Below are 23,055 nucleotides of genomic sequence, written 5' to 3'. Positions count from 1 at the left end.
GGCGCCCGGTCACCAGGGCAGCGGCCGGCCGTCCCTGAAGAAGCCTCCCGTCGGGCCGTCGTCGGGCAGCGTGGCCGCCCAGACGATGCCCGCCGCGCCCGCCACGACCGGACGACCACCGGGCCCGCCCATGTCGGTGGCCACCCACCCCGGGCAGATCGCGTTGACCAGGATCCCCTCGGGCCGCAACTCACCGGCAAGCATCCTGGTGAGGCCGTTGAGCGCGACCTTCGAGGCGGTGTAGGCGGGGGTGCCGCCGCCCATGCCGGCCAGCGACCCCGCCTCGCTGGAGACGTTCACGATCCGGGGATGCCTGCTCTTGCGCAGCAGCGGCAGCAGGACCTGGACCAGCCGCCACGGGCCGTACAGGTTGGTCTCGGCCGCCTCCCTGACGACGTCCAGGTCGGCGTCGACGGCTCGCTGCCACGTGTCGTAGGTGATGGCGGCGTTGTTGATGAGCGCGTCCAGGCGGCCGAACCGGTCGGCGATCTCAGCCGCCACCCGCTCGGTGTCCTCCTGCGAGGTGACGTCGAGCCGCAGCGGATGCGCCGCGGGCCCCAACCGGCTCGCCGCGGCGGTGGCCGCCTGCAGGGAACGGGCGGTGAGCAGGACGGTGTGCCCCAGGTCGGCGAGCTGCCTGCCGACCTCCAGCCCGATCCCGCGATTCCCGCCGGTCACCAGTGCGATCACGACATCGCCTCCACTCCTGCCGATGCTACATCTGCGAAGAAGAGGCGACGCCGGCCGGGGACCGTACCGGCACGCCCTGCCCGACGTCCCCCGACCTGCGGTGACGCACCGGCACCGAGCGGCGCCGGGTGCCGTGGTCGCGACGTCTCCGCCCGGCGGGCGCGCGTCCTCTCACGACCGGTGTCCCGGAAAATGCGTTGCGCGCCGGCCGACCGGCTCGATAGGTGTGTGGCCGCCGAACCCCTAGGGAGGGAGACACATCCCCATGCTGACCGGAGAGCGCGTACGCCTGCGAGCCCTGGAGCCTGCCGACAGCGAACTCATGTGGCGCTGGTACCACGACCCGGAGGTCGGCCGCTGGATGGACGGCTCGCCGCCCATCTCGCTCGCGCAGAGCGAGGAGAAGGGCGAGAACCGGCCGCGCAACACCTTCGAGGAGATGTTGCTGGGCATCGAGACGCTCGCCGAGCAGAAGCTGATCGGGTACCTGGCGCTCGGCGACACCGACTTCGTGCACGGCGAGGCCACCCTGCAGAGCATCGCGATCGGCGACCGCGACCACTGGGGCGGCGGCCACGCCACCGACGCGCTGCGGGTGATCTGCCGGTACGCCTTCGAGGAGATCGGCCTGCACCGCATCATGCTCTGGGTCGTCGCCGACAACGCCGCCGCCGTCCACGTGTACAAGAAGGTGGGCTTCGTCGAGGAGGGCAGGCGCAGGCAGGCCTTCCGCAGCAGGGGCAGGCGTCACGACTTCCTCATGATGGGACTGCTGGAGTCCGAGCTGCGCTAGACACCCAGGGTCTGCGACCAGTACGGAGCTGTCCTGCCCCCTCGCCACCGCCGAGCCCAGCGGGGCTTGGCGGAGTGACCCGGTGCTGTGAGGGCACCGCGGCCAGGGCCGAGCCCCCTGGCCGGGATCAGGCCCAGAGCTGGCCTTCGAGCCTGCTCTCCGCCTCGTCGAGGGTTCCCTCGTAGGCACCGGTCGACAGGTACTTCCACCCGCCGTCGGCCACCACGAACACGATGTCGGCCCGCGTCCCCGCCTTGACCGCCTTGGCCGCCATCCCCAGCGCCGCGTGCAGGGCCGCGCCGGTCGAGACCCCGGCGAAGATGCCCTCCGAGGCCAGCAGTTCCCTGGTACGGCGCAGCGCGTCACCGGAGCCGACGGAGAACCGCGTGGTGAGCACCGACTCGTCGTACAGCTCGGGGATGAAGCCCTCGTCGACGTTGCGCAGGCCGTACACGAGCTCGCCGTAGCGCGGCTCGGCGGCCACGATCTGGATGCCGGGCACGTGCTCGCGCAGGTAGCGGCCGACGCCCATGAGCGTGCCCGTGGTGCCGAGTCCCGCGACGAAGTGCGTCACGGTGGGCAGGTCCTCGAGGATCTCGGGGCCCGTCGACTCGTAGTGGGAGCGCCAGTTGGCCGGGTTGCCGTACTGGTAGAGCATGATCCACGAGGGGTTCTCGGCAGCGAGCTGCTTGGCTCTCCTGACCGCCTCGTTGGAGCCGCCCGCCGCGGGTGAGGAGATGATCTCCGCTCCCCACATCCGGAGGAGCTGGCGGCGCTCCTCGGAGGTGTTCTCGGGCATGACGCAGATCAGCCTGTAGCCCTTCAGCTTGGCCGACATGGCCAGCGAGATGCCGGTGTTGCCGCTGGTGGGCTCCAGGATCGTGCAGCCGGGGGTGAGCAGGCCGTCCTTCTCCGCCTGCTCGATCATCCACAGGGCGGGACGGTCCTTGATCGAGCCCGTGGGGTTGCGATCCTCCAGCTTGGCCCAGATCCGGACGTCGTCGGAAGGCGAGAGCCTGGGCAGGCCCACGAGCGGCGTGCGACCGACCGAGTCGATCAGGGAGTCAAAGCGCATGGTGTACAGCTTCCGCTTCGGCGTTCACAGGGATCTGGATGTGACATGACGAATCGTGCCACGAGGCTTCTGACGTCCGCCCGCCGGGCGGCGACCCGGCCGTCGTCCGGGACCGCACGGACCGCGCCGACCAACCAGGATCGGACGGCCGGCCCGCACCGATCTGACGTGGCCGGAAGGCTCGGTGGCCGGCGGCACCGATCTGACGGGGTCGGACGGCTCGGTGGCCGGGCCGGCTCGGGAGACTGATCGGCGTGCCGGCTCCGGGAGTGGGCGGCACGGCCTGACGGCCTGACCCGGCCGCCGCCCGAGCGCTTCCCCCGGAGGGAACGGGCCTCAGCAGGGTGCGCCGTTCCGTCAGGTGTGCCTACCGGTCGTTCCACCGGGTCGGCCGGGCGGAGCCCTCCGGCCCGGATCGGGAGGAACGGAGCCGGTTCGGCCCGGACCAGGCCGGACGAGACCGTTCGGCGCGAGCGAGAGGCGACCGGGCTGGCGCGGAGCGTTAGCGCGAGCCGCCCGCGACGGCCGGGAGCACGGTCACGGTGTCGCCGTCCGAGACGGGCGTCTCGAGCCCGCCGAGGAAGCGGACGTCCTCGTCGTTCAGGTACACGTTCACGAAACGGCGCAGCGCGCCCTGGTCGACCAGGCGCTCCTTGATGCCCGGGTGCCGGGCCTCCAGGTTGCTGATCAGCTCGTCGAGCGTGGCGCCCTCGGCGTCGACGGCCTTGGCGCCGTCGGTGTAGTTGCGCAGGATGGTCGGGATGCGAACCTCGATGGCCATCGCGGGTCAGTCTCCTCGTTCAAGTCGTCGTCCACCGGGCAAACACCGGTGCGGGATCTGGGATTCCGTGAAACCGCCGGTCAGCGACAGTCGTAGACGACGACGGACGGAGTGTGCGCGAAGAGGAAGCTCTGCACAGGCCGGACCGTCATGGACAGCAGTGTACCCACGGCGCGGATCGCCACGGTTCGCCGTCTCACGTGATGGTCACCTCTTCCTCGGTGATCACCCCGTCGACGATGCGGTACGAGCGGAGCTCGGGCTGGTCGCCGAGTTCCTCCCTGGTCGAGACGAGGACGTAGTGCGCGTTCGGCTCGGAGGCGTAGGACACGTCGGTGCGCGAGGGATAGGCCTCGGTGGAGGTGTGGGAGTGGTAGATCACGACGGGCTCCTCGTCGCGGTCGTCCATCTCCCGCCACACCTTCAGCTGCTCGATCGAGTCGAAGCGGTAGAAGGTGGGTGAGCGCTCGGCGTTCTCCATCGGGACGAACCGCTCAGGAACGCCGTCACGACCGGCGATCACCCCGCACGCCTCGTCGGGGTGATCGGCACGGGCGTGCGCAATGATCTTGTCGACAAGATCCTGCGAGATCGTCAGCATGCTGCAGAGATTACCCGGGCCGTCACGAGCCGCTCGACCCCGGAGGGGCGCTCCGGCGCGCGGTCCCGCCAGACGGGAAACAGGGGAGACGGGGTCAGCAGGAAGGCGGGAGGCGGACGGGAGTCACCAGAGCGCGCGGACGAGGGTGTCCTGGAGGTAGGTCAGCCAGTCGTAGGTCACGAACGCCGGGTACCGGGGATCGTCCTCCGACATCGCGGCGATCTCCTCGTGCACCTCCTCCGTCACCTCCAGCCGCGTGCCCAGCGCCAGCCGTAGGTCGTTGAGGGAGCGCAGCCACGCCTGCGCCTGCTCGGCCGTGAGCTCCGTGCGCCCGGGGCGGGCGGTGTCGAGCATGGTCTGCGCGTCGGCCCGCTTGCCCTCCCGCAACGTCGCCTCGGTGTAGCGGCGGAACTCCCCCGCCGCGGCGTCGTCGGCGTACGCCGAGGGGAACAGCCGGGCCAGCACCGGATCGGTGGGCTTCTCGGCCGCGCCGATGCCCAGCGCGCGCTCCAGCGGGTCGTCGCCGGTCTGACCGGGCGTGACCAGGCCGAGCACCTGCGTCACCATCGAGCGCAGGATCGAGACCTCGGCGGCCTCGAACTGCGCGATGACGCCGCCGCCGTGGCGGGATCTGAAACCCGAACTCACCCGTACCACCTCACGAGAGCGAGTCCGACTGGAGTGTCGCCCACAGGCCGTAGGAGTGAAGAATCTGCACATCGCGTTCCATCTCTTCACGCGTGCCACTCGACACGACGGCCTTGCCCTTGTGGTGGACGTCCATCATGAGCTTCTCGGCCTTCGTCTTGGAGTAGCCGAACACGGTCTGGAACACGTAGGTCACATAGGACATCAGGTTGACCGGGTCGTTCCAGACGATCGTGACCCATGGCAGATCGGGCCGGACGTCCGTTGAAGGACGCTCGACGGCGATTGGAGCGGTGCTACCCACATCCCCGAGTCTGCCCTATCTGGGCCGTAGTCTCGAACTCGTGAGTATGACCATGAGCACTGCGTTGCTTACAGATCACTATGAGCTGACGATGTTGCAGGCGGCCCTGCGGAGCGGGGCGGCGGGCCGGCGGGCGGTCTTCGAAGTGTTCGCCCGCCATTTGCCCGGAGGACGGCGGTATGGGGTGGTCGCCGGCACCGGCCGGGTGCTGGATGAGCTCGAGCACTTCCGTTTCGGTGAGGATGAACTCACCTTTCTCCGGGAGCACGGCATCGTGGACGAGCCGACTCTGGAGTTTCTCGCCGATTACCGATTTTCCGGGAGCGTGTACGGCTACCGCGAGGGCGACCTCTACTTCCCCGGCTCGCCGATCATGGTCGTGGAGGGCACCTTCGCCGAGGCCGTCGTGCTCGAGACGCTCATCCTGTCCGTCCTGAACCACGACTGCGCGATCGCCTCCGCGGCCTCCCGCATGGCCAACGCGGCGGGCACCAGGCCTCTCATCGAGATGGGCTCCCGCCGTACGCACGAGCGGGCCGCGGTCGCCGCCGCGCGCGCGGCCTACATCGCCGGGTTCTCCTCGACGTCGAACCTGATGGCGGGGCGCGAGTACGGCATCCCGACCAGGGGCACGGCCGCGCACGCCTTCACCCTGCTGCACGACAGCGAGCGGGCCGCCTTCGCGGCCCAGATCGCCTCGCTCGGCAAGGGCACGACGCTGCTGGTCGACACCTATGACGTCGCCGAGGCCGTGCGGACGGCGGTGGAGCTGGCGGGCACCGACCTCGGCGCGGTCCGCATCGACTCCGGCGACCTGGCGGCGGCCGCGCAGGAGGTGCGCGAGCAGCTCGACGCGCTCGGCGCCTTCAAGACCCGCATCCTGGTCACCTCCGACCTCGACGAGTACGCCATCGCGGCGCTCGCCGCGGCGCCCGTCGACGGCTACGGCGTGGGCACTTCGCTCGTGACGGGCTCGGGCGTGCCCACGGCCGCGCTCGTCTACAAGATGGTGTCCAGGGAGACGGCCGAGGGGACGCTGGAGCCCGTCGCCAAGCGGTCGGTCGGCAAGCCGTCGCGCGGCGGGCGCAAGCATGCCTTCCGCCTGCTCGACGAGCGCGGGCACTACGAGACCGAGCTGGTGACCACCTCCGGCTCGGTACCGGAGGACGGCGTCGCGCTGTTGCACCAGCTGGTGCGCGACGGCGAGATCGTCGGCAGGGAGCCGTTGGACGCGGCGCGCGACCGGCACCGCGGGGCCGTCGCGCGGCTGCCGCTGGAGGCGCTGCACCTCGGCAGGGGGTACGCGGCGATCCCGACCGAGTTCGCCTGAGCCCCCCTGATCTGGACAGGCCCCCGCCGCCCGGGCAGAAGCGGCACGTCGTGAGTAGGCTCGATAGTGTGAGCACCGCATTGATCATCGTGGACGTGCAGAACGACTTCTGCGAGGGCGGCAGCCTTCCGGTGCAGGGTGGCGCCGCAGTCGCCAAGGCGATCAGCGAGCACGTCGCAGCGCATCGTTACGACCACGTGGTGGCCACGCGCGACTACCACGTCGACCCCGGGGTCCACTTCGCGGACGAGCCCAACTACGCCACCACCTGGCCCCCGCACTGCGTCGCGGGCACGAGCGGCGCCGACTTCCACCCCAGCTTCGACACCTCGAAGGTGGAGGAGGTCTTCAGCAAGGGCGCGGGCGCGGCGGCCTACAGCGGTTTCGAGGGCGCCTCCGAGTCGGGTGTCCCGCTGGCCACGTGGCTGGCCGAGCGCGGCGTGCACGCGGTCGACGTCGTCGGCATCGCCACCGACCACTGCGTGCGCGCCACGGCGCTCGACGCGGTCGAGCACGGGCTGGCGGTGCGGGTGCTGCTGGGCCTGACGGCGGGCGTGTCCAGGAACACCACGCAGGCGGCGCTGGGACAGCTGAAGGACGCGGGCGCCGTGCTGAGCGGCGCCCCGATGGTCAGCTGACGCCACGCCGGGTAGACAGCGCGCAACCGCCCGATGATGTGATAGTCAAGGCGATGAGAACTCTCCGCTGCCGCGCTACTACGGAGAGCTAGCAAGCTCACCCGACGCGTAGAGGACGTCCCATGCTGTCCATCGCTCTCGGCCTCGCCTGGCTCGTGCTGTCGCCGCTGTGCCTATGGATCGTCTTCCGCGGCCGCGTCACGGCCAGGATCGGCGCCCTGCTCACGCTGGCCGCGCTGGAGGGGGCGACGGTGGTGCTGAGCCCCGGCCACGAGGTTTCCGACGTCGTCGCGCACGACGTCCCCGCTCCCCCGCGGCCGATCGCGGCGCAGTGCCCGGCGCGGGCGCCCGTCCCGCAGACGGCACGGCTGGCCAGGGACCACCAGCGCCTGGAGCTGTTCTGGTCGGCGCGGCCCGACGAGTGCCAGACCGCCAAGGTCGTCCTGCGCCCGAAGGGAGGCCAGTTGCGGGTCTGGGTGCACGAAGGTCCCTGGGACAGCCGGCCCAAGGGGGCGCGCACCGTCCCCGTCCACGTCGCGGGCGACACGGCATGGCTGCGGATGGCCATCGAGGTGCCGCAGCGCACCCGCTACCAGCCGGTCGACGGGCGCACCGGACGCGACATCGCCGATCGGCCGGATCCCTGACGCCCTCCCGGCAGGCTCCGCGCCGCGCGTCCGTACGGCCGCGCCACGGACTCCTCGCCGTCAGCGCCACGACGACGAAGCGGCCACCGGGTGCACCCTGGTGGCCGCTTCGTCGTCAGCGGGTCAGCGGGATCGTTGCGTCGCCCACTGGCGGATCTTGTCGATGCGCTCCTGCACCTGCTCGCCCGTCGCCTGCGCGATCGGCGGACCGCCGCACGAGCGGCGCAGCTCGGAGTGGATCACCCCGTGGGGCTGCCCGGTGCGGTGGTTCCAGGCACCCACCAGGCCGTTGAGCTCCTTGCGCAGCTCGGCCAGCCGCTCGTGGGGCGACAGCTCCGGCTCGGCGGGCTTGGCCGCGCGCCGCTTGGCGGCCTGCTGGTCGGCCTGGCGCTTGCGCAGCAGCGAGGCGACCTGGTCGGGCTCCAGCAGCCCCGGCAGGCCGAGGAAGTCCTCCTCCTCGGCCGAGCCGACCGCGGCGCCCGTGCCGAACTCGCCGCCGTCGAACAGCACCCGGTCGAAGGTCGCCGAGGTCTCCATCGTCTCGAACGGCAGCTCGTCGCCGAGGACGTCGGGGCTGTCCTTCCTGCGGTTGGCGTCGTCGAGCAGGCTGTCGTCGAGGCCGTCCTCCGGCGGGCGCTTGTTGAGGACGTGGTCGCGCTCGACCTCCATCTCGTTGGCCAGCCCCATGAGGGTCGGCACCGAGGGCAGGAAGACCGAGGCGGTCTCGCCGCGCTTGCGGGCCCGGACGAAGCGTCCGACCGCCTGGGCGAAGAACAGCGGGGTGGAGGTCGAGGTGGCGTAGACGCCGACGCACAGGCGCGGGATGTCGACGCCCTCGGAGACCATGCGGACGGCGACCAGCCAGCGGTCCTGGGAGGCGGCGAACTGCTTGATCTTCTTGGACGCGCCTGGGTCGTCGGAGAGCACGACCGTGGCGCCCTCGCCGGTGATGTTGCGCAGGTGGCGGGCGTAGGCGCGGGCCGCCTCATGGTCGGTGGCGATGACCAGGCCGCCCGCGTCGGGCACGCCGCGCCGTACCTCGGTCAGGCGGCGGTCGGCGGCCTGCATGACCTGCCGGATCCAGTCGCCCTTCGGGTCGAGGGCGGCCCGCCAGGCCTGGGAGAGCTGGTCCTTGGTCAGCGGGGTGCCGAGCGTGGCGGCGATCTCGTCGCCCGCGCGGGTGCGCCACTTCATCTCGCCCGAGTAGGCCAGGAAGATGACGGGGCGGACGACGCCGTCGGCGAGGGCAGGGCCGTAGCCGTAGGAGTAGTCGGAGACGCTGCGCTTGAAGCCCTCGGCGTCGTCGGCGTACTCGACGAAGGGGATCGGGCTGTCGTCGGAGCGGAACGGCGTGCCGGTCAGGTGCAGGCGCCGGGTGGCGGGCTCGAAGGCCTCACGGATGCCGTCGCCCCACGACTTGGCGTCACCTGCGTGGTGGACCTCGTCGAAGATGACGAGGGTCTTGCGCGCCTCGGTGCGGGCCCGGTGGAGCGCGGGGTGCATGGCGACCTGGGCGTAGGTGACCGCGACACCGGTGTAGTCGCGGGAGGTGGTGCCCTGGCTGTTCTTGAACTCGGGGTCGATCGCGATGCCGACCCGCCCGGCGGCGTCGGCCCACTGACGCTTCAGGTGCTCGGTCGGCGTGACGATGGTGATCGCCCTGATCACGTTCTGCGCGAGCAGTTCGCTGGCGATGCGCAGCGCGTAGGTCGTCTTGCCCGCCCCCGGGGTCGCCACGGTCATGAAGTCCCGTGGCTCGCGTCTGAAATAGAGGTCGAAGGCCTCCTGCTGCCACGCGCGCAGCTTGGTCGCCGTGCCCCATGCGGCCCGGTCGGGATAGGAGGGCGACAGGTGGGATGCCGCGAACGTACTCACGCCATCACCTCTGGGACTCGTGTGCTTCGCTCTCTCACAGTGACCCAAGGGTAATCGGGGGCACCGACAGGACGTGCCGTGCTAAGGGGATCCTGGCCAAGCTCACCTCTGCGTGCTAGGGGGTTTGTCGCACGCTCGTCATCACCGCGTCGAGCGCGTGCCTGCTGGCGGTTTCGTCGGGTTGTAGCAGGCCGACGACGACCACGCTGCTGCCCGGCTTCGTGAGAAGCATCACTCGAAGATACGCCGGTCGGTTCACCACGTCCTTGTACTCCGCGCGCAGCGAACGCGTGTGCCCATCGTACGGGCCGACGGTGATGCGCCGGTCATCGACGACGGTCACCGTGTCGCCGTGCAGCAGCAGGCGCGCGTAGAGCGTGGCCGCCTCGGCGGTCGCCTTCGCCGCGGGAGCCAGGGCCGACCCGGCGGCGGCGGGCGGGTCGCTGGGCCGCGCCATCACCAGCGCCCCGCCCGCCGAGCGCGCGGCCGACGTGAAGCCCGTCACCGGCGGCAGGGGGTCCTGCCGCCACCCCTCGGGCAGCGGGATCGCGACGCCGGCCGCCGCGTCGACCAGCCGCGCCGCCGGCGCCTGTTCGGGTACGGTCTGCCGCAGCGCCATCACGACGAGCCCGGTCCCCAGCCCGCCCGCGACCGCCAGCGCGAGCACCGCCCCCACCCTGGAACGCCACCGGCCGACGGCCCTCCGCGGCGCGGCGGGGGCGCCGTACAGGCGGGCCGACGGCGGCAGCGACTCGGGCCGCGGCTCCGGGTCCGATCGCCGCGCCGTGCGCCTGAGCTGAGGGTTCCAGGGCGGCTCCGGGTCGCGGGAGCCGGGGGGCCACACCCGGCGATCGTCGTCCATGGCGCCGTCTTACCACTCCTTCGCGCGGCCATCAGCGGATTCGTGATCGCTGGGGCGCGAGGGGGAAATGAGTTCAGGCCCTGATCCTGGGGGCGACGGTCAGGGCCGTCAGCGCGACGGCGCCCATGAGGAGCGCGATCACCACGAAGCCGGTGCTGATCTCGGCGGGCGCGTGGCCGATCAGGTTGATCAGCGCGCCGCCGACGCCGATGGCCAGCGCGGAGCCGAGGGTGTCCATGACCTGCAGGGCCGCGGAGTTCTTGCCCTGCTCGGCCTCCGGCGACTGCCGCATCATGGTCACGCTGACCGTGGTGACGGAGATGCCCATGCCGAGGCCGGCCATGATCCAGGCGGGCACGGCGATCCAGCCGCTGAAGGCGGGCAGCGCCGTCAGCATCGTGGCCAGCACGCCGAGCAGGACCGCCACGGCGCCGGTACGCAGCAGCTTCTCCGGAGGGAAGGCGCGCTTGCTCTGCAGGTAGGAGCCGGCCGACCAGCCGAGAGCGCCCGTGGTGAGCGCGATGCCCGCCTGGGCGGTGCCGAAGTGCTGGACCTGGGTGAGGACGAGCGGGATGAAGGAGTTGACGCCGAAGAAGGCCGCGGAGTACATGCCGCGCAGCATGATCGTGGTGGGCAGTCCGCGGGCCAGCCTGAGCGCGCCAGGCGGCAGCAGCCTCGGCAGCCCGAACGCCAGCAGGCCCGCGCCGCCCAGGGTCGCCAGCGCGCCGATGACGGCGGACCTGTGCATCTGGTCGACGCCGAACAGCAGCACTCCCGCGCCCGCCGCGGTGGCCCCGGCCGACAGGATCCGCAGCGCCGCGCCCGAGCCGGACTCGGCGCCGTCGTGGACGCTCTGCCTGAGCGCCGGCAGCAGCATGACCAGCGCGGGCACGACCAGCGGGCAGATGCCGTAGAAGACCCAGCGCCAGCCGACGGAGTCTGCCACCAGCCCCGCGACCGCGGGGCCCACCATCGCGGGCACCACCCACGCGGCCGAGAGCCCCGCGAAGACCCTGGGCCTGACCTCCGGCGGGTAGACACGGGCGATCATGACGTAGATGGCGACGATGGCGGCGCCGCCACCCAGCCCCTGCACCACCCTGGCCAGGACGAACAGCTCCTTGGTGGTCGCCGCGCCGGCCAGCGCCATGCCGACGACGAAGAGCGCGACACCGGCCACGAACGGCAGCGCGTGGCCCTTGCGGTCCGACCACAGCCCGGCCACGACGTTGGCGAACAGCCCCGCGATGAGGAAGGCGGAGAAGCTCATGCCGTACAGGTCGAGGGCGTCGAGCTCGCGTGAGATCGCGGGCATCACGACGCCGACGGACATCCCCTCGAAGGCGACGAGAGTCACGCAGAGCAGGATGCCGATGGTCGCCGTGCGGTACTCAGGACCGAAGATACGAGGAGGTGCGTATGGAGTGTCGAGACTCTTCGGTGCTGTCACCCCAACATCCTAGTTGCACCGGAATCACACCTTGTCGCCGCCTCAGCGGCCCCTGACGGGGGTGACCTTCCTCGGCTTGATGCGCACCGGCCTGCCCGCCATCGGCCCGTCGGGCAGGACGTCCATCATGACCGGCACGATCGGGAAGTCTTCGGAGTCAGGGCCGGGCTGAGCCGGGGAGCCGGCAGGCGCGCCGCCCGCGGCCGCCGTACCGGGCTGGGCACCGGGCTGGGCGCCCCCGGAAGCCGGAGCCCCCTGTTGGGCGCCCGCGGAAGCAGGGGCGGGCTGCTGGCCCGAGGGAGCCGCAGCGGGCGCCTGGGATCCCGCGGCGGCCGGTGCGGGTTGCTGGCCCCCTGAAGCGGGGGCGGGCTGCGGGGAGCCCGCCGAGGCCGGGGCCGGTTGCTGCCCCACGGCGGCCGGCGCCGGTTGCTGCCCCACGACTGCGGGCGGAGCAGGCTGCTGGGCGCCCGTGGCAGCCGGGGCCGGCTGGGCGGCAGTCCCGGCCGGGGTGACGGCCTGGGAGCCGGCCTGCGCCGGGGTGATGGTCTGGGAGCCGGCCTGCGCCGGGGCGAGCTGGGCGCCCGCCGAGGCCGCCTCCGACCGCAGCGCCCGGTAGGCCGCCCACATCTCGTGCATGCGGACCGCCTGTCCCTGGGTGAACTCCGTCATGCACCCGTCGTAGCTGTAATCCATGTAGTTGTGGATCGGGTCGAGACCCGGCTGGGCGCAGGTGTCCTTGCCCTCGGGGCAGCCCGCGGTCGGCTGCGCCTGCGGCGGCGTGTCGTCCACTCCGTCGCCGGTCCCCGTGCAGCCGTTCTCGAAGGTGTGGAACAGCCCGAGCCAGTGCCCGATCTCGTGGACGGCGGTGCGCCCGCCGTTGAAGTTGGCCAGCGAGCCGCCCGGCAGGCTGCGCCAGTCGACCACGACGCCGTCGGTGCGCGGCATGGTCTGGTACCAGAACGGATAGGTCGAGTAGCCGAGCATCAGGGGGGTGAGCTGGCCGATGTACAGGTTGAGCGTGTCGGACCCGCCCCGCCGGAGCTCCGTCTTGATCGCCGTGTCGTTGGCCAGCGGGTTGGCGAACCACTGCGGCCGGTTCGTGATGGTCACGCCGTCGAGACGGAAGCGTATGCCGGTGTCGGCGCCGCCGTACGAGCCCGCGTAGGCCGCGTTGATGATGGCCACCTGGCTGGCGACCGCCTCGTCGGTGGGCCGCAGGTTGCCGTCGGTCAGCACGTGCACCCACAGCGGCACGGTGACCGAGGCCGCCGGGCCCGCCGACCGCCCGCGCAGCCGCTCCTGAAGGTCGGCGAGCACGTCATCGACGGGTTCGTGGTGGTCGGGCTCGGCGCGGCCACCCGCGGCATGCCCGTGGGCGTCCTGTATGGCGGGCCGGCAGCCCTCAGGTGTGGTCGCGGAGGCTTCCGCGGGTGGTACGGCGACGTGCCCGACAGCGAGCAGGCACATCAGAGCAGCGGCAGACACGCGCCGAGCCATGCAATCCCCCGATACGGCATGAGCTGGTCAACATCGCGACCTTAGCTGCACCGTGGGGCGATCACCCGTGATCGACACTCACTATTTGTTACTGCTTGTTACTGCTTGTTGTCATCCCCGTCTCCGCCCTTGGGGAGACCCCCATAGATTTCCTTGCATTCAGGGCAGACGGGGTACTTCTTGGGGTCGCGGCTGGGCACCCATACCTTGCCGCACAGGGCGCGGATCGGCGTGCCGGTCACCATGCTTTCGGTGATCTTGTGCTTGTCGGCGTAGTGGGCGAACCGCTCGTGGTCGCCGTCGCCATGCGAGAGCCGCGGCGTGGTTTCCTGCTCAGGAAGGATCTTCGTGCTCACGCCAACGAGTCTATGCGGATCCGGGGCCCGTCCAGGAAAAGGCCCGGCTCCCGCCGCTCGGGGTCGGGAGCCGGGCTTTCGCGCACGGTGTGTCGTCAGCCGACGTGGACGGGCGCGCCCTCGGTCGACTGGCTGCCGCGCTTGACGAACAGCGCCAGGATCGCGGTGAGGATGGCGACGCAGGTGCTCACCAGGAAGGCCAGGTGCATGCCGTCCATGAACGAGCTGTGGACGGCGTTGGTGATCACCTGGGCGACCTGGTCCGGCAGGCCCTGGGTGGGTGCCGTGCCGAAGGCGGCCGCCTGCTCCAGCAGGTGCATCTTGTCCGCCGGGATGTCCTTGGCGACCGGGCCGAGGTAACCGGGCAGCCTGTCGGCGATCTCGCCGGCCATGACCGCGCCGAGGATCGCGGTGCCGAGCGCGCCGCCGACCTGCATGGCCGACTGCTGCACGCCACCGGCCACACCGGCGTACTGGGGTTCGACGTTGCCCACGATGATCTCGGTGGCGCCGACGAAGACCGGGGAGAGGCCGAAGGCCAGCACCAGGAACGGGATGCCGCTCTCGACGAAGGAGGCGTCGACACCCAGGCGGGACATCAGGAACATCGCCAGAGCGGTGATCACCAGACCGGCCGCCATCGTGATCTTCGGACCCAGCTTGCCGATCGCCATGCCCGCCAGCGGCGAGGCGATGATCATGCCGGCGCTCATCGGGAGCATCCGCAGGCCGGCCTCGAGCGGCGTCAGGCCGTGCACGCCCTGGAAGAAGAAGCCCAGGAAGAACATGGCGCCGAACATCGCGAAGGCGACCATCATCATCAGGCCGACACCGATGGAGACCGAGGGGTTCTTGAAGATCGACAGCGGCACCAGCGGCTGGCGCGCCATGGCCTGCCATGCGATGAACAGCCCCGCCAGCACCGCGAAGCCGATCAGGAAGCCGATGGTCTTGATGTCGCCCCAGCCCCACTCGGGAGCCTTGATGATCGACCAGACCAGCGCGAACATCGCCCCGGACAGCAGCACCACGCCCAGCCAGTCGACCTTCGACATCAGCTGGGACCTGTTCTCCTTGATGATCACCACGCCCATGATCAGCGCCAGCAGGCCGACGGGGCCGTTGATGAAGAACACCGACTGCCAGCTGACGTTCTCCACCAGCAGGCCGCCCACGATCGGGCCCGCCGCGCTGGACAGGCCGATGATGGCACCCCACGCGCCCATCGCCTGGTTCAGCTTCGGCCCCGGGAAGGCGCCGCGGAGCAGGGCGAGCGCGGCCGGCTGCAGCAGCGCGCCGAACAGGCCCTGGAGCACACGGAAGAAGATCAGCGCGGTGATCGAGCCGGTGAAGCCGATCGCCAGCGACGTCACGGTGAAGCCCGCGACACCGATCAGGAAGATCCGCTTGTGGCCGAAGAGGTCACCCAGCTTGCCCGCGGTGATCAGGAAGACCGCCAGCGCCAGCAGGTAGCCGCTGGTCACCCACTGCAGGTCGGACAGGGACGCGCGCAGTTCCGCGCCGATCACCGGGTTGGCGATGCCGACCACGGTGCCGTCGAGCATCACCATGATCACACCCAGCGACACCGCCAGAAGTGTCAGCCATGGACTGCCCTTCGCACCTCCCTCCGCCTCTGACGGCGTCGGCGCCGCCACCGTCTTGGCTTGAGCCATGGGAGCCCCCTCAGTACGGACGAATCGTTAGCCCGAGCAATTTATGACACAGACTGACAAATGACAAATGGTTTTGTTTGCCAGCACCTGACTTATGGCACACTGTGACAGGGAGGTTGCCATGGGCCTACGAGAACGTAAAAAGGAGAAGACGCGCCTGGCGATCATCGACGCGGCGGTCGACCTGTTCCTCGAACAAGGATACGAGGCGACCACCGTCGAGCAGATCGCGGGTGCGGTCGAGATCTCGGCTCGCACGTTCTTCCGCTACTTCACCAGCAAGGAGCACGTCGTCCTGTGGTTCCACGACCACAGCGAAGGGATCGTCAGCGAGGCGCTCGCGTGCCGTCCCGGTGATGAGCCCCCCTTCGTCTCGCTCCTGCAGGCGCTGCGGGTCATGTTGCACGAGTTCACCGGGGCAACGTCCGAGGACACCGCGAGGTTCCTGAAGATGCGGCAGCTCATGCAGGCCAACCCCGCACTCGCGGGCAAGAGCGTGGCCCGCGGGGTCGAGACCGAGCGGCGGCTGGCCGTCGAGATCGCCAGGCGCCAGGGCCGCGACGCCGAGACCGACCAGCTCCCCCACCTGGTCGTCGCCTACGCCATGGCGACGGTACGCGTCGGCTTCGAGTGCCCGCGCCCCCAGGAGATCGAGAACGACCTGCCGGCGATGTTCGAGCGCGTGGAGGAGGCGCTCGTCCTCGCCGAGCGGAGCTTCCGGCCCGGCTGGGACCTGGGCGGCTAGTTCAGGGTCGGATCGTCGGGGTGGGTGGCGACGAAGGCCAGCTCGCCGCGCTGCCTGCGCAGGACGGTCCGCCACAGGCCACTGGGATCGGCGTTGAAGGTGTCGCCCGCCTCCGAGTCGACGACGTACCACGCGCCTTCGGCGATCTCGCTCTCCAGCTGGCCCGACGTCCAGCCCGCGTAGCCCGCGAAGATCCGCATCTGGGCGATCTCGCCCGCCAGGATCTCCGGCGGCGCGTCCAGGTCGACGGTGCCGAGCCTGGCCACCGACGGCGTGCCGGCGTGGAGCCGCCGCCACCCCAGGGGCTCCTCCCCGCTGGGCACCGCGGCCAGCGCAAGCGCGCTGTCGGTCTGCACGGGACCACCCTCGAACAGGACGGCGGGCCCGCTCACCAGGGTGTCCCAGACCGGCAGCACCTGGGTGACGGCGATCTCGCTCGGCCGGTTCAGCACGACGCCGAGGGTGCCGCCGTCGACGTCGTGTTCGAGGATCAGCACCACGCTGCGCCGGAAGTTGGGGTCGTCGAGCAGTGGCGTCGCCACCAACAGCCCGCCGACGTAGATCGCCTCCGCCATGCCTCCATCATGACCGGTGTACACGGCATCTCGCGCCCCCAGGTTCGCGATGTTACGGAGCGCATACATATGGGCACTGTAGGTAGCAAAGATCGCTTTCTCGTGTGCTCAGGAGGAGCCATGACCGCCGGACGCCGACTCGCCCTTCTCGTGGCGACCGCACCGCTCGGGGCGATCCTCCTGCTGCCGTCGGCCGCCTCCGCGTGGAAGGCGGAGGAGGGCGAGCCGTTCACCATGTCGCTGCGCAGGACCTCCTGCGACACGAACATGGCCGCCGTGGTCCTGAGGAGCACCAGCGACCACCCGTCGGGGTACGCCGTCGCGAAGGACGACCGGCTGGTGGAGCAGGGCACGCTGCGGCCGCACAGGAGCACGACGGTCTACGTGCCGGTGCCGCGCGGCCGTTCGGCGGGGCTCGAGGTCAGCTACACCGCCGACGGCCAGGACGGCAAGGTGGTCGACACGCGGCGCCTGTTCAACGGCTGCCCCCAGCACGGCGACCAGGGCCGCGGACAGGGCGGCGAACACGGCGGCGAACAGGGCCAGGCCCGCTGGGCGCTGTTCGGCGACGACGACGGGCCCGGGGGGCTCTGGGACCGCGACAAGCCCCTGGGCGACTGGGGCGCCGACGGCCCCTGGTCGAACGGGGGCGACGACAGGCCCGGCGAGTGGGGCGGCGACGGGCCAGGCGCGGACGGGGACGACGACGGCCGCCTGGCGGGGTGGGGACAGGACTGGGGCCACGGCCGCTGGGCGAACTGGCATGACCGCGACGGGCGCCTGCCGCACACCGGGCCGCCCGCGGACCTGCTGGGCAAGCTGGCGACCGGGGCCGGGCTGGTGGTGATGGGCGCGATCGTGTGGTGGTACGGCTCCATCTGGCCGCGCCAGACGCCCGACGGGCCGCTGGTCACCACTCTCACGCCGCGCCGCCGCCACCCGGACCCCGAGCGGTAGGGCGCCGGGAGCTCACCGGACGAAGGCGCCCGCCCTCGCGGCGGCGAGGGCCGCCCTGACCGCCCGCTCGGCCACCCGCTCGTCCACCGGCTCGCGGGTGACCAGCAGCCGGTAGTAGATCGGGGCCGAGACCGCCCGCACCACGTCCATCCCGTCGGTCCCCTCGGGCAGCTCCCCCCTGGCCACGGCCAGGTCGACCACCGCCGCCCACTCCCGCACCCGCCGCAGGTAGAACTCCCGCAGCGCGACCTCCGCCTGCTCGTCGCAGGTGGCCGCCGCGATCACGGCCTGCAGTGTCGCCCCCAGCCGCTCGTCGGTGACCGCGCCCAGCACGCCGGTCGCGTTCGCCATCAGGTCGCCCTCCACCGACCCCGTGTCCGCGTGCGGCGCCGACTGGTCGGCCAGCTCCGTCATGAGGTCGATCACCAGCCCCGCCGGCCCGCCCCAGCGCCGGTAGACGGTGGTCTTGCCGACGCCCGCCCGGGCCGCCACCTGGTCCATGGCCAGTCCGTGGAAGCCCCGCTCCACCAGCTCGTCCTGGGTGGCCTCCAGCACCGCGGCGCGCACCCTCGCCGTACGGCCGCCGGGCCGTACCGTTCCCGCCAAATGGGTCTGCTGTTCCATTAAAGCCTCCCATCGTGCTACTGTCTGTCTCATCTTAAAGGAACTTGCGACCCATTAAGGGGCTGTCCATGACCGCGTTGGACGTGTCCGCGCCCGCCACCACCATGACGGGCCGGCAGAAACTGACCCTGACCCTCCTGCTCGGCGCCCAGTTCATGCTCGCCGTCGACTTCTCGATCCTGAACGTCGCCCTGCCCGTCATCGGCCAGGGCCTGGATTTCGCGCTGTCGGAGCTGCAGTGGATCGCCACCGCCTTCGCCCTGGCCGCCGCCGGCTTCACGCTGCTGTTCGGCCGCATCGCGGACCTGTTCGGCAGGCGCCGGCTCTTCCTGGCCGGCATGGCGCTGCTCGGCGTGTCGTCCCTGGCCGGCGGGCTGGCCACCTCGCCCGGCATGCTGCTGGTCGCCAGGGTCGCCCAGGGCCTGGCCACCGCGATCGTGACCCCCGCAGGCCTGTCGCTGCTGACCACCTCCTTCCCTGAGGGATCCCTGCGCGACCGGGCGCTCGGCCTGAACGGCGCGCTGATGTCGGCGGGCTTCACCTCGGGCGCCGTCCTGGGCGGCCTGCTGACCGATCTGCTGAGCTGGCGGTGGGCCTTCTTCGTCAACGTGCCCGTCGCGCTCGCCGTCCTGGTCGCGGCGCCCGCCGTCCTGGCCGAGAGCCGGCACGAGCGGCGGCCGGCGATGGACGTCCTCGGCGCGGTGACCGTGACCACGGGACTGCTCGCGCTGGTCTTCGGCCTCACCCAGGCCGGCGAGTACGGCTTCGCCGCGCCGGTCGCGCTCGGCGCGCTCGCCGCCGGGGCGGTGCTGCTGGTGGCGTTCTGGTTCGCCGAACGCAGGGCCGTCGCACCCCTCGTGCCCGTCGCCGTCCTCAAGCGGCCGAGCGTCAAGTGGGGCAACCTGGCCGGGCTGATCGCCTTCGCCACCGAGACGTCGCTGGTCTTCCTCATGACGCTCTACCTGCAGAAGGTGCTCGGTTACTCGGCGCTGGCCACGGGGCTCGCGTTCGGCGTGCTCGGCCTGGGCACGGTCGTGGGCGGCGTCGGCGCTTCCCGCGTCATCGCCCGCCTCGGCAGCCGCGCCACGCTGATCGCCGGCTTCGCCGTCCAGGCCGCCGCGACGGCCGCGCTGGCGCTGCTCGGCACCTCGCCCGGGTGGATCTGGCTGCTGCTGGTGGCCACCTTCATCGGCGGTGTCGGCAACATGCTGGCGATCGTCGGCTTCATGGTGACCGCCACCTCGGGCCTGCCCGACTCCGAGCAGGGCCTGGCCACCGGCCTGGCCACCGGCCTGGCCACGATGACGCAGCAGGTGGGGATCACGATGGGCATCCCGGTCATGAGCGCGGTCGTCACGGCGGCGATGGCGACGGGGGCCGACGTGCTGGGCGGGGTGCGGACCGCCGTTCTGGTCAACGCGGCGCTCGTCGTGCTGGGCGCCCTGGTGAGCGCCGTGCTGCGCCCGAAGCCCACCACGGAGTGACCGCCGCGCGACGCGACAGTGGCCGCTCTCCCGGACCCGTCGGGTCCGGGAGAGCGGCCACTGTCGCGAAGGGAGCCGCGCGGGTCAGGCCTCGGTGAAGCCGCGCGCCCGGCCACCGGCCGACTCGCGGACGGCCGCGGCGACGGCGGTCGAGACGTCGGGGTGGAAGACGCTGGGGATGATGTAGTTGGGGCCGAGCTCCTCCGGCGTCACCACCGCGGCCAGCGCGCCCGCCGCCGCCAGCAGCATCTGCTGGGTGACCTCCTTGGCCTGGGCGTCGAGCAGGCCGCGGAACACGCCGGGAAAGGCCAGCACGTTGTTGATCTGGTTGGGGTAGTCGGAGCGCCCCGTGGCCACGACGGCCGCGTGCTCGCGCGCGTCGTCGGGCGAGACCTCGGGCTCGGGGTTGGCCAGGGCGAACACCACCGCGTTCGGGGCCATGGTGGCGATGTCGTCGCCGTTGAGGATGCCGGGAGCCGACACGCCCACGAAGACGTCGGCGCCCTTGACCGCGCCGCGCAGGTCGCCGGAGTAGCCCTCGGCGTTGGTGTGCTCGGCGATCCAGCGCAGGGAGTCGTCGAGGTCGTCGCGGCCCTGGTGGACGGCGCCGAGATAGTCGCAGACGACCACGTTGCGCGCGCCCGCGGCCAGCAGCAGGCGCAGGACGGCGGTGCCGGCGGCGCCCGCGCCCGCCATCGTGATGCGCACGTCCTCGAGGCGCTTGTCGACGACGCGCAGGGCGTTGGTCAGCGCGGCCAGCACGCAGATGGCGGTGCCGTGCTGGTCGTCGTGGAAGACGGGGATGTCGAGCAGGTCGCGCAGGCGGGCCTCGACCTCGAAGCAGCGCGGCGCGGAGATGTCCTCCAGGTTGATGCCGCCGAAGCCGGGCGCGATGGCGCGGACGATGGAGACGATCTCGTCGACGTCCTGCGTGTCGAGGCAGATCGGCCAGGCGTCGATGCCCGCGAACCGTTTGAACAGCGCCGCCTTGCCCTCCATGACGGGCAGTGCGGCGGCGGGGCCGATGTTGCCGAGGCCGAGCACGGCCGAGCCGTCGGTGACGACCGCCACGCTGTTGCGCTTGATGGTGAGGCGGCGGGCGTCCTCGGGGTTGCGGGCGATGGCCATGGAGACGCGGGCGACGCCCGGCGTGTACGCCATGGACAGCTCGTCGCGGTTGCGCAGCGGCACCTTCGACTTCATCTCGATCTTGCCGCCGAGGTGCATGAGGAAGGTGCGGTCGGAGACCTTGTGGATGACGACGCCCTCGACCGCCTCCAGCTGGTCGACGATCTGCTGGGCGTGGTCGGTGTCCCTGGCCGCGCAGGTGACGTCGATGCGCAGCTTCTCATGACCCGCGTTGGTGACGTCGAGCGCGGTCACCACGCCACCCGCCGACTCTACGGCGTGGGTCAGCTGGCTGACCGCCTTGCCTCCGGCGGGCACCTCGAGCCGCACGGTGATGGAGTAGGACACGCTCGGGACGGTGGCCACGTCTATCGCTCCTTTGCGCCTGACCAAGGATGCATCCATGGTGCCACCTCCCACGAGTCCTCTCGACAGCCACCTTTACGGGCGTGTTTACGGACATTTCCGAAAAGGGAGAACTCTTTCTTGATCGGGTGTTCACCGCCTCCGGCGACCGTCGGAGGCGCCCCCACGAACCCCTCGAGGAGCCGCATGCCCCGCCTCACCGCCCTGCTCGCCGCGACCGCGCTGGCCGTCCTCACCTCGGCGGCACCGGCCGTCGGCACCACCGGCAGGTCCGACGTCAGGATCAACCAGATCCAGACGATCGCCACCCACAACAGCTACCACCGCGAGCTGACCGATGCCGAGAAGGACGTCCAGCGCAGGACCGACGCCAACTGGTGGAACCTGCAGTACTCCCATCCGGCCATCCCGCACCAGTTCGGCACGCAGCGGGTGCGCGGGATCGAGCTCGACGTCTTCCCCGACCCGCAGGGCGGCCTCTACACCAAGCCTCTGGTGCGCAGGGACGCCGGGCTGCCGCCGCTGCAGGACCCGGGCCTGGCCGCGCCGGGCTTCAAGGTGCTGCACTGGGCCGACCACGACTACGCCACCAACTGCTCGACGCTGGTGGCCTGCCTGCGCCAGGTGCGCGACTGGTCGGACGCCAACCCGGGTCACGTCCCGCTGACCATCCTGACCGAGCTCAAGCGCACCGACCCGGCCAAGGAGGCCATGGGCGGCGCCAAGAGCCCCACCTGGGACGCGGCCCTGCTCGACGCCCTCGACGCGGAGATCCGCGGCGTCTTCTCCGACGACCGGCTCATCACCGCCGACGACCTGCGCAGGCCCGGCCTCTCGCTGGAGCAGAGCGTGCTGAAGTACGGCTGGCCGCGCCTGGAGTCCGCGCGCGGCAAGGTGATGTTCTTCATGGACAACTCAGGGGCCGACGTCCAGACGCCCTACCTGACCGGCCACCCCAACCTGGAGGGCAGGGTGCTGTTCACCAACTCCAGGCCGGGCCGTCCCGACGCCGCCTTCATCGGCTGGAACGACCCGCTGGGCGCCAACACCGCCCAGATCCAGGACTTCGTGCGGCGCGGCTACTACGTCCGCACCCGCTCGGACGTGCCGTTCACCGAGGCCAGGTCGGGCGACACCACCCGGCTGAAGGCGGCGCTCGACAGCGGCGCCCAGATGATCAGCACCGACTTCCCCGTCGTCGGCCTGTCGGCGCGCAACGGCAGCGACTACGTGGCCGAGTTGCCCGGCGGCGCGACCGCGCGCTGCAACCCGGTCAGCGCGGAGCGCGGCTGCCGCGACCACACGCTGGAGCCTCGCCTCAGGACAGCGCCTCAGCAGCCGTGACGACGAGCTCGACACAGACCCGCACCGGGATCGTGGTGCTGTCGATGACGAGCTGGTAGTGCTGCGGATCGGCCGGGTCGGCCCGGTAGAAATGCCGGACATATGCCGACCTGGCCCGATCGTTGTCCTCGACCACCCTGCGCGCCTCGCGCTCGGACACCTCCGCGAGCGCCGCCGTCTGCAGCACCCGCCTGCGCAGCGGCGCGTCGAGGCGCACGTGCAGGGCGCCCGGATGGTCGGCCAGCACCAGCGCGCCCGCACGGCCGAGGAACACCCCGCCCGTGGCCCGCGCCGTCTCCTTGATCATGCGTTCGGTGCGGTTGACGAACTCCTCAGGCGCCAGGGGCATCGAGCCCGGCAGGTACATGTCGACTCCCCCGAAGGTGACCGTCGGCAGCCGCATCGCCCCTGAGAGCAGCCGTCCGAGGCCGTGTTCCGCCCTGTCGTCGTGGACCAGCGCCTCTTCCAGGGAGCAGCCGAGCTCCTGGGCCACGGCGCTGGGAATCGCCCGGTCGACGAAGGGGACGCCAAGGCGCTCGGCGACGGCCGGGCCGATGACGCTCCCAGCCGTGCCGTATGTCGCCGAAATGGTGACGACCCGCATGGCTC

General features: G+C 71.3%; 24 protein-coding genes. 8 read left to right on the top strand and 16 right to left on the bottom strand.

What is annotated here, in order from left to right; translation table 11 throughout:
- Window positions 1-9: 9 nt before the first annotated feature.
- Window positions 10-690 carry an SDR family oxidoreductase gene (locus tag ACWENQ_RS28275; RefSeq protein ID WP_449926518.1) on the bottom strand — a complete coding sequence of 227 codons (681 nt, stop codon included), beginning with the start codon at window positions 688-690 and terminating at the stop codon, window positions 10-12.
- Window positions 691-955: 265 nt separating this feature from the next.
- Between ACWENQ_RS28275 and ACWENQ_RS28270 the strand changes: the two genes are divergently transcribed.
- Window positions 956-1,483 carry a GNAT family N-acetyltransferase gene (locus ACWENQ_RS28270; RefSeq protein ID WP_452416948.1) on the top strand — a complete coding sequence of 176 codons (528 nt, stop codon included), beginning with the start codon at window positions 956-958 and terminating at the stop codon, window positions 1,481-1,483.
- Window positions 1,484-1,610: 127 nt separating this feature from the next.
- On the opposite strand, the gene ACWENQ_RS28265 is transcribed toward ACWENQ_RS28270, so the two are convergent.
- From ACWENQ_RS28265 to clpS, 5 genes are all read right to left on the bottom strand, one after another.
- A complete protein-coding gene (locus ACWENQ_RS28265; protein WP_452416947.1) occupies window positions 1,611-2,558 on the bottom strand; it encodes a PLP-dependent cysteine synthase family protein in 948 nt (315 codons plus the stop codon).
- A gap of 502 nt (window positions 2,559-3,060) precedes the next feature.
- Window positions 3,061-3,339, bottom strand: a complete 279-nt coding sequence (locus ACWENQ_RS28260; RefSeq protein WP_449926527.1) for a MoaD/ThiS family protein — start codon at window positions 3,337-3,339, stop codon at window positions 3,061-3,063.
- Window positions 3,340-3,535: 196 nt separating this feature from the next.
- Window positions 3,536-3,940: a M67 family metallopeptidase gene (locus ACWENQ_RS28255; RefSeq protein ID WP_354917387.1), complete on the bottom strand. Its 405-nt coding sequence runs from the start codon at window positions 3,938-3,940 to the stop codon at window positions 3,536-3,538.
- A gap of 123 nt (window positions 3,941-4,063) precedes the next feature.
- The gene (locus tag ACWENQ_RS28250; protein ID WP_449926531.1) at window positions 4,064-4,588 is read right to left on the bottom strand and encodes a DUF2017 domain-containing protein; all 525 of its coding nucleotides are present in this window, start codon (window positions 4,586-4,588) and stop codon (window positions 4,064-4,066) included.
- 10 nt (window positions 4,589-4,598) lie between these two features.
- Complete coding sequence (clpS, locus tag ACWENQ_RS28245) at window positions 4,599-4,892, bottom strand: ATP-dependent Clp protease adapter ClpS (protein ID WP_354917382.1); 294 nt, start codon at window positions 4,890-4,892, stop codon at window positions 4,599-4,601.
- A gap of 40 nt (window positions 4,893-4,932) precedes the next feature.
- On the opposite strand from clpS, the gene ACWENQ_RS28240 reads away from it, so the two are divergent.
- From ACWENQ_RS28240 to ACWENQ_RS28230, 3 genes are all read left to right on the top strand, one after another.
- Window positions 4,933-6,222, top strand: coding sequence for a nicotinate phosphoribosyltransferase (locus ACWENQ_RS28240; protein WP_452416946.1), 1,290 nt, complete (start codon window positions 4,933-4,935; stop codon window positions 6,220-6,222).
- 68 nt (window positions 6,223-6,290) lie between these two features.
- Window positions 6,291-6,860: a nicotinamidase gene (locus tag ACWENQ_RS28235; RefSeq protein ID WP_354917376.1), complete on the top strand. Its 570-nt coding sequence runs from the start codon at window positions 6,291-6,293 to the stop codon at window positions 6,858-6,860.
- Window positions 6,861-6,982: 122 nt separating this feature from the next.
- Complete coding sequence (locus ACWENQ_RS28230) at window positions 6,983-7,507, top strand: hypothetical protein (protein WP_452416944.1); 525 nt, start codon at window positions 6,983-6,985, stop codon at window positions 7,505-7,507.
- 123 nt (window positions 7,508-7,630) lie between these two features.
- Here ACWENQ_RS28230 and ACWENQ_RS28225 read toward each other — a convergent pair whose 3' ends face one another.
- The 6 genes from ACWENQ_RS28225 to ACWENQ_RS28200 all read right to left on the bottom strand — a co-directional run bounded on the left by ACWENQ_RS28225 (window position 7,631) and on the right by ACWENQ_RS28200 (window position 15,223).
- Window positions 7,631-9,382: a DEAD/DEAH box helicase gene (locus ACWENQ_RS28225; protein ID WP_354917369.1), complete on the bottom strand. Its 1,752-nt coding sequence runs from the start codon at window positions 9,380-9,382 to the stop codon at window positions 7,631-7,633.
- A gap of 115 nt (window positions 9,383-9,497) precedes the next feature.
- On the bottom strand, window positions 9,498-10,244 hold the full coding sequence (locus tag ACWENQ_RS28220) for a hypothetical protein (protein ID WP_452416943.1): 747 nt from the start codon (window positions 10,242-10,244) through the stop codon (window positions 9,498-9,500).
- Window positions 10,245-10,317: 73 nt separating this feature from the next.
- Window positions 10,318-11,601, bottom strand: a complete 1,284-nt coding sequence (locus ACWENQ_RS28215) for an MFS transporter (RefSeq protein ID WP_449926544.1) — start codon at window positions 11,599-11,601, stop codon at window positions 10,318-10,320.
- A gap of 135 nt (window positions 11,602-11,736) precedes the next feature.
- Window positions 11,737-13,179, bottom strand: coding sequence for a M43 family zinc metalloprotease (locus tag ACWENQ_RS28210; protein WP_452416941.1), 1,443 nt, complete (start codon window positions 13,177-13,179; stop codon window positions 11,737-11,739).
- A 110-nt stretch (window positions 13,180-13,289) separates the two neighbouring features.
- Window positions 13,290-13,547 carry a DUF3039 domain-containing protein gene (locus tag ACWENQ_RS28205; RefSeq protein WP_354917359.1) on the bottom strand — a complete coding sequence of 86 codons (258 nt, stop codon included), beginning with the start codon at window positions 13,545-13,547 and terminating at the stop codon, window positions 13,290-13,292.
- A 95-nt stretch (window positions 13,548-13,642) separates the two neighbouring features.
- Entirely contained in the window at window positions 13,643-15,223 is a 1,581-nt protein-coding gene (locus ACWENQ_RS28200; RefSeq protein WP_452416939.1) for an MFS transporter, read from the bottom strand.
- A gap of 121 nt (window positions 15,224-15,344) precedes the next feature.
- Between ACWENQ_RS28200 and ACWENQ_RS28195 the strand changes: the two genes are divergently transcribed.
- Window positions 15,345-15,968: a TetR family transcriptional regulator gene (locus ACWENQ_RS28195; RefSeq protein WP_449926554.1), complete on the top strand. Its 624-nt coding sequence runs from the start codon at window positions 15,345-15,347 to the stop codon at window positions 15,966-15,968.
- Here ACWENQ_RS28195 and ACWENQ_RS28190 read toward each other — a convergent pair.
- Window positions 15,965-16,543, bottom strand: a complete 579-nt coding sequence (locus ACWENQ_RS28190; protein WP_449926556.1) for a YqgE/AlgH family protein — start codon at window positions 16,541-16,543, stop codon at window positions 15,965-15,967. The two genes, ACWENQ_RS28195 and ACWENQ_RS28190, sit on opposite strands and share 4 nt — an antisense overlap.
- Before the next feature lie 120 nt (window positions 16,544-16,663).
- Between ACWENQ_RS28190 and ACWENQ_RS28185 the strand changes: the two genes are divergently transcribed.
- Window positions 16,664-17,500, top strand: a complete 837-nt coding sequence (locus tag ACWENQ_RS28185; protein WP_452416938.1) for a hypothetical protein — start codon at window positions 16,664-16,666, stop codon at window positions 17,498-17,500.
- A gap of 12 nt (window positions 17,501-17,512) precedes the next feature.
- On the opposite strand, the gene ACWENQ_RS28180 is transcribed toward ACWENQ_RS28185, so the two are convergent.
- A complete protein-coding gene (locus ACWENQ_RS28180; protein ID WP_449926562.1) occupies window positions 17,513-18,124 on the bottom strand; it encodes a TetR/AcrR family transcriptional regulator in 612 nt (203 codons plus the stop codon).
- A 68-nt stretch (window positions 18,125-18,192) separates the two neighbouring features.
- On the opposite strand from ACWENQ_RS28180, the gene ACWENQ_RS28175 reads away from it, so the two are divergent.
- Complete coding sequence (locus ACWENQ_RS28175) at window positions 18,193-19,608, top strand: MFS transporter (protein ID WP_452416937.1); 1,416 nt, start codon at window positions 18,193-18,195, stop codon at window positions 19,606-19,608.
- An 84-nt stretch (window positions 19,609-19,692) separates the two neighbouring features.
- Here the strand turns inward: ACWENQ_RS28175 and ACWENQ_RS28170 are convergent, their stop codons facing one another.
- Window positions 19,693-21,102, bottom strand: a complete 1,410-nt coding sequence (locus tag ACWENQ_RS28170) for a malic enzyme-like NAD(P)-binding protein (RefSeq protein ID WP_449927074.1) — start codon at window positions 21,100-21,102, stop codon at window positions 19,693-19,695.
- A gap of 186 nt (window positions 21,103-21,288) precedes the next feature.
- On the opposite strand from ACWENQ_RS28170, the gene ACWENQ_RS28165 reads away from it, so the two are divergent.
- A complete protein-coding gene (locus ACWENQ_RS28165) occupies window positions 21,289-22,446 on the top strand; it encodes a phosphatidylinositol-specific phospholipase C1-like protein (protein WP_452416935.1) in 1,158 nt (385 codons plus the stop codon).
- Here ACWENQ_RS28165 and ACWENQ_RS28160 read toward each other — a convergent pair.
- Entirely contained in the window at window positions 22,421-23,050 is a 630-nt protein-coding gene (locus tag ACWENQ_RS28160) for a cytidylate kinase-like family protein (protein ID WP_449926570.1), read from the bottom strand. The two genes, ACWENQ_RS28165 and ACWENQ_RS28160, sit on opposite strands and share 26 nt — an antisense overlap.
- Window positions 23,051-23,055 lie beyond the last annotated feature (5 nt).

The organism is Nonomuraea sp. NPDC004354 (genome assembly GCF_053602555.1).
This window is presented reverse-complemented; position numbering and strand designations above follow the sequence as displayed.